The sequence below is a fragment of the Providencia sp. CIM-Carb-044 genome (assembly GCF_033901115.1).
GTDB lineage: Bacteria > Pseudomonadota > Gammaproteobacteria > Enterobacterales > Enterobacteriaceae > Providencia > Providencia hangzhouensis.
On record NZ_JAXADV010000012.1, the window covers coordinates 112,267 to 118,818 of the forward strand.

4 protein-coding genes are annotated in these 6,552 nt (G+C 35.3%); all 4 read left to right on the forward strand.

What is annotated here, in order from left to right; translation table 11 throughout:
• Positions 1-7: 7 nt before the first annotated feature.
• Positions 8-1,510: a xylulokinase gene (locus SJ312_RS19140; RefSeq protein WP_096864455.1), complete on the forward strand. Its 1,503-nt coding sequence runs from the start codon at positions 8-10 to the stop codon at positions 1,508-1,510.
• A 135-nt stretch (positions 1,511-1,645) separates the two neighbouring features.
• Complete coding sequence (locus SJ312_RS19145; protein WP_319868209.1) at positions 1,646-2,968, forward strand: MFS transporter; 1,323 nt, start codon at positions 1,646-1,648, stop codon at positions 2,966-2,968.
• An 80-nt stretch (positions 2,969-3,048) separates the two neighbouring features.
• Positions 3,049-4,194 (forward strand): glycerate kinase, encoded by a 1,146-nt coding sequence (locus tag SJ312_RS19150; RefSeq protein ID WP_004259307.1) that lies wholly within the window; start codon positions 3,049-3,051, stop codon positions 4,192-4,194.
• 175 nt (positions 4,195-4,369) lie between these two features.
• Positions 4,370-5,527, forward strand: a complete 1,158-nt coding sequence (locus SJ312_RS19155; RefSeq protein WP_319868210.1) for a sugar diacid recognition domain-containing protein — start codon at positions 4,370-4,372, stop codon at positions 5,525-5,527.
• The last annotated feature ends 1,025 nt before the right edge of the window (positions 5,528-6,552 follow it).

Here is a 6,552-nt window from a genome sequence, read left to right on the forward strand (position 1 = left end):
AGGCAGCATGATGGACAGTGTCTATTTGGGAATTGATGCAGGTAGCAGTAGTGTGAAAGTTTGTGCGTTTAATTTCCATGGAGAATTATTGGCAAAGGCTTCACGTGATACCAATATTATTTCCAAATCTCCCAAAAATCATGAAATTGACTTAAATGATTTTTGGAGAAAGACCGCAGATGCAGTTAAAGAAGTGACTTCTCAAGTAAAGAATATCGTATCTGTGAGTTTCTCTGTTGCTTGCCCAACGCTGGTTTTATTGGATAAACATAATAAACCTGTCGCAAATGGGATTACTTACCTCGATGGGCGTTCCGAAGGCTTCATACAGCAAACACTTGGGGAAAATATAACGCATGTTCGGGCGCTTTCTTGTAATAGCCCAAGTCCGTCTGCATGTTGGGTAGGAACGTTAGGATGGCTACAAGAACAACAGCCGGAATTAATGCAAAAAGTTCATAAAGTCGTGCTACTTAATAGTTTTTTATCTTTAAAGTTAGGGAGCCAAAAAGCCGCCATTGACCCGACCCAAGCCGCGTATTCTGGCGCAGTGGTTTTGGCGAAAGCTCCTAAGTGGTCAAAAGAATTATTAAGGTATTGGAAGTTTAATCACGATATTTTGCCGCCGATTTACCAATGCACCTCTGTGGTTGGTAAAGTGAGTAAAGAAGCCGCTCAAGAAACGGGATTAAAAGAAAATACGCCAATTATTTTAGGGTCGGCAGATACCGCCGCTGCAGCATTCGCGGTTGGGTTACTTGACCCTGAAACGGCTTTTGAATCAACAGGAACATCGGGAGTCATTACGTTTTGCTTAGAAGAGCCAAATTTTGATCCTCGTTTTATGAACCGGTACCACATCGTCCCCAATCAATGGTTGGCCCATGGTGCGATGTCGACAACAGGGGGAACATTCAGTTGGTTAAATCAGGCTATTTGGCCGGAAGTTAATGACCATGAACAGTTGGAAATATTTTCAAAATCATCAGTACCTGGTGCCAATGGCTTAATTTATCTGCCTTATTTAGCTGGAGAACGTAGCCCTATTTGGGATGTTAATGCATCGGGAGCATGGATAGGCTTACGTCTAAATCATACTCGCGATGATATGGTCAGGGCGGCATTTGAAGGTACAGCATATGGTCTAAAACAGATCTTGAATATTGCTAATGAAAAATGGGGAGTGATATTAGATGAATTACTCAGCGTAGGAGGTGGATCACGTAATACATTATGGACTCAAATTAAAGCGGATATTCTTCAGGTTGAATATAATATTGCCCAAACAGCAGACGCAGCGGCTTTTGGCGCCGCAATGGTTGGTGCGACAGGAGCTGGTTTTTTCTGTGGCATTAATGACCCTGATTTACCGATTATAAAAACAGAAGATATCACATTCACACCAAATCAAGATAAAAAAACGCAAGATACTTATGACAAGCAGTTTAATATTTACAATGGGCTGTATCCTTTATTAAAAGAAACAATGCATAGCTTGTCGAGTAAATAAAATTATTTGAAGTAAGTTTAAATTAAATAACGTTCCTAAATGTTAATTTTAATGAATTAGCAGGGATCGTTTCATTCTTAAAAAAGCAGGTAATAAAACGTGTATTAAATAATAAACTGCTCTGGAGCGAAAATAATGATAAATTCAAATCCGATTAAGCCAAAGACGAATTATCGTTGGGTGCTATTAGCCCTGATTTTTATCGTCTATGCTGTAAATTATGCAGACAGAAGTAATATTGGTGCAGTTCTACCTTTTATTACTGATGAGTTTAAATTAACTAATTTAGAAGCGGGATCTCTCGCGAGTATGTTTTTCCTCGGTTATGCTTTATGCCAAATACCCGCGGGCTTTTGGATGGCAAAACGTGGGATCAGAGGAATGGTGTCATTATCCATTCTCGGTTTCTCCGCCATGACTTGGTTTATTGGCTTAGCCCAATCTGCCTTTGCAATTAAGTGGTTGCGTCTTGGCCTAGGTATGGCAGAAGCGCCAACTCCTGTCGGGCTAACGTCGACAATTAATAATTGGTTTCCAGCAAAAGAAAAAGCAACTGCCACTGGGGTTTATATTGCTTCAACGATGTTTGCTCCGATTATTGTTCCACCATTAGTCGTTTGGATTGCATTAACTTATGGATGGCGCTGGGTCTTTATTCTGTTCGCTATTCCCGGTATTTTTCTCGCTATTATTTGGTATTTATTTGTTAGAACAAAACCAGAGGAAAGTCGCTTTGTTTCACAAAGTGAATTAGATTATATTCGTGCCGATAATTCAGAAATTGCAGAAAAGAAAATAGAAGGCAATATTGTTCTGAGTCCTAAATTTAATACGCTAGATAAATTTATTCGTGTTAAATCAGTCACGCCATTAAGTTCAGCTTCCCAAATATTTAAATCTAAAAATATTTGGTGTAATACCATTTCTTATTTCATGATGGTCAGTATTTTATATGGAATATTAACCTGGATACCTTCTTATCTGGTGAATGAAAAAGGCTTTTCATTTATGAAGATGGGCTTTGTTGCATCAATGCCATTTGTTGGTGGGTTTATCGGTTCGATTTTTGGTGGCTGGATTTCTGATAAAGTTTTTGGTCGTCGTCGTAAACCTACGATGCTATTTACCGCGGTAGCGACGATTGCCATGATGTTAGTGATGTTGAATGTTCCTGAAAGTACGACTGCAGTTGCGCTTGCCCTTTTCTCGGTTGGTTTATTCTTGAATATTGGCTGGCCTGCATTTACTGCTTATCCAATGGGAGTTGCTGATAATAATAACTACCCAATTGCGATATCTGTTGTGAATAGTGGAGGAAACTTAGGTGGCTTCGTTTCACCTATGATGGCAGGGCTATTGTTAGATATGACTGGTAAGTTTGATGCTGTTTTCTCTTACTTTGGTATCTGTGCGGTGATTGGCTTAATTATGATCCTGTTACTTGATGAACCGAAATAATAAAAAGTCGTATCAGGTGGGGCAATACCCACCTGAATTTTTAACTTATTGATAATAAAAATTTCTAAAGGATTATTTTTATGAAAATAGTCATTGCACCTGACTCATTTAAAGAGAGTTTATCTGCATTGAAAGTCGCAACGGTTATTGAGAACGGGTTCAAAGAGGTATTTCCACATGCAACTTATGTAAAGTGTCCTATTGCGGATGGAGGTGAAGGCACTGTTGTGACGATGGTTGAGGCTACCCATGGCGAAATCTATCACCTTGATGTTATTGGTCCTTTAGGCACGAGTGTTCAAGCATTCTATGGTTTATCTCAAAATAAGCAGCAAGCATTTATAGAAATGGCTGCGGCAAGTGGGCTAGAGCTAGTCCCTGTTGAATTAAGAAACCCGTTACTTACGACATCATATGGAACAGGAGAATTGATAAAAGCCTGCCTAGATACTGGGGTAAAGCAGATTATTATTGGTATAGGCGGGAGTGCAACTAATGATGGCGGAGCAGGAATGTTGCAAGCACTTGGGGCCAAATTATTAGATTCACATGGGCAACAAATTAAATTAGGAGGACAAGCACTTGCCGACTTAGCGTGTATTGATGTCAGTACAATAGACCCTAGGATAAAAGCTTGTCAATTTAGTATTGCTTGCGATGTTTCGAACCCATTGATTGGTAAAAATGGTGCATCTGTAATATTTGGCCCCCAAAAGGGTGCGACAAATGAACATATTGAAATGTTAGACAAAAATTTAGAACATTTCGCAGATATCATTAAGCGAGATTTGCATGTTGAGGTTCATTATATTGCAGGAGCCGGTGCAGCAGGAGGGATGGGAGCAGCTTTACTTGCTTTCCTAAAAGCGGAACTTAAGCCTGGCTTTGATATTATTGCACAAACCTTGAACCTTGAATCACATATGGTAGGGGCGAGTTTAGTCATTACAGGGGAAGGGCGATTAGATAGCCAAAGTTTGAATGGCAAAGTGCCTTTCGGCGTCGCTCAGTTAGCTAGAAAACATAAAATACCCGTTATTGCCATTGTTGGAAGCCTTGGTGATGACCTCAGTCATTTACAACAATATGGTATTGATTCAGCGTTTAGTATTTTGCATAAAATCAGTTCACTAAAAGAAGCACTGAATAACGCTGAAAGTAATTTATTTAATTGTACTAAAAATATAGCGAATACGTTGAATATTAAAATTGACAACAAGAATTGAAGTAATAATTTGAAAATTTAGCTTTGTTTGCTTTATTTTGAATTGAATTTATTTTTCTTGATTTTTTCAATGAATATTGAATACTGGAACCAATTAAATTAATAATAAACATTATTAAAACTTATAGTTTAAAATCTTGTTTCTATTTTACAGCACCAGTAAAAGAGGTTGAAATATGTATGATTATTGTCTTACCTCCAAATTAGCGCAAGAAATCGTTGATAGAACCATGAAGATTATTGATTGCAATATTAATGTTATGGATGAAACTGGATGTATTATAGGAAGTGGAGATAGTAATAGATTAGGAGAATTTCATGAAGGCGCTTTGCTTGCAATAAAGCAAAAGCGAACGGTTGTTATTGATGACGCCACTGCAAATCATTTACATGGGGTTAAACCAGGTGTTAATTTACCTCTTTATTTGAATAGTAAAATTATAGGTGTAATAGGATTAACAGGAGAACCAACCCAAATTAAACAATTTGGGGAGTTGGTTTCAATGACAGCCGTAATGATGCTAGAGCAGGCAGAGATTTATAACCATTTGAATTTAAACGATCGTTTTAAAGAAGAAATTATTCTAACTTATATCGAAAATGGAAAAATTCCCGATAATATAACTGAATGGTCTAAAAAGCTTAATATTAATTTTTCTATTCCACGAGTTGCTATAATTATTGAATTAGATAGTGGCCAATTAGGTGTGAATAGTGCATTTAGTGAATTGCAAGAAATTAAAAAGCTAATTGAATATAAGAATCCTGATAACTTAGTCGCTATTCAATCTTTGACGGAAATTGTTTGTTTAACTCCTGCGCTAAATAAGTTCAATCGATGGGATATTGATAATGCAAAAAAGAAAATTATAAAATTAGAATCAGACATTCAGAAGTTATTTAAATTACAAGTGAAAATATCATTAGGTAATTTTTTTTTAGAGCCCGCAGAGGAATCGATTAAAAAATCATATGAGACGGCTAAAATTACCATGCAAGTAGGGAAAGCTAAGAAACCTCAGTTAAAAATTTACTGTTACCAAGATATTATGCTACCGGTTTTATTATACGGTTTAAATTTTAAATGGTCTTCAGAAGAACTATTAAAACCATTGAATACATTATTACATGAAGATTCTAATGGTGTGCTAATTAAAACATTAACAGTCTGGTTTAAAAATAATTTATTATCTCGTGAAACAGCTAACGAGTTGTTTATTCATAGAAATACATTAGATTATCGTTTAAAAAGGATATCTGAGATAACAAAATTAGATCTATTAACGATTGAAAGTAAGGTATTGTTGTATGTTGCTTTACAGCTGAAAAACTAATCCAATAACACTATTGAGGAGCAGTTCTCATAGCGTAATCGAAGAAATGTCATCCTTGTTGGGAATCGCCTCAAACTCTGATGCGACGAAATGGCAGTAAATTTTTAACTTCTTATCTCACATCCTGATTAGTTAGCGGTTATTTGCCGATTCGCAAGTGCTTCGAGCATGATAAGGCTTTTTACCTACATCACATGACCACCCAATGAGTAGCCTATCAGGAAAACAAAAACGTATTAACATCAAACTAAGCTAGCACAGATTGTTTTTAATCTGCTAGAGATCAATCTATCTTCTATTTTGCTCAATAACGTCTAATTTAATCATATTTTAATTCCAATATTTTTTATTGGTATTTTTACTTAAATGTATAGCCTCTATATTTTAACTATCACCATTAGGTCAGTGATGTAATTATCGAGAATAACTTAAGGTGTTCTGTTTATTCATGGTGGGTTTTCTAGAAACTGACTTTATCCAACGTATATTAATTTAGTTAGTTAATCTTAAAAAATAACCTGATTGTGATTATAGAAGCTAATTTTTTGGTTTTTTGAGGCTTAAAGATAAGATTTATATAATTATAGATTTATTGAAAATTACTTTTTATTACCATTTGAAATATTTTGCAATGAAATTTTTTTCTAGTAGATACTTATTTAATTCGTTTGTTCTTAATTGTTTCTATTTTCATTTCAATTTAAAAAAATGTTTTATTATATTATTGTTTTCTAGGTGTCATTCATATAAAAAACACAAAAATTTAATGTATCTATATGATATTTATTGTTTTATTTTTATTTTTCTTTTTGGCTTAAATGTAACAATCAGTGAATTGAGAAACATTATGAAAATATTTAATTGTTTTTTTTGAGATGTTTCTGATTAATTATTTTTCAGTAAACTTTTCGTTTTAATGATTTTATCTAATTTTAGTTTTATTATTATCGGCGTTTTTCAAGGTAGTTGTCACCTCTGACCGTTTTAAGCGGCCTGTTTTTCTATTGGTTTAGTCTGCTCTCTTT

Bases quoted from the DNA above. Each gene is read 5' to 3' on its own strand.
- SJ312_RS19150 (WP_004259307.1), top strand. From the start codon at position 3,049: ATGAAAATAGTCATTGCACCTGACTCATTTAAAGAGAGTTTATCTGCA.
- SJ312_RS19155 (WP_319868210.1), top strand. From the start codon at position 4,370: ATGTATGATTATTGTCTTACCTCCAAATTAGCGCAAGAAATCGTTGAT.
- SJ312_RS19145 (WP_319868209.1), top strand. From the start codon at position 1,646: ATGATAAATTCAAATCCGATTAAGCCAAAGACGAATTATCGTTGGGTG.
- SJ312_RS19140 (WP_096864455.1), top strand. From the start codon at position 8: ATGATGGACAGTGTCTATTTGGGAATTGATGCAGGTAGCAGTAGTGTG.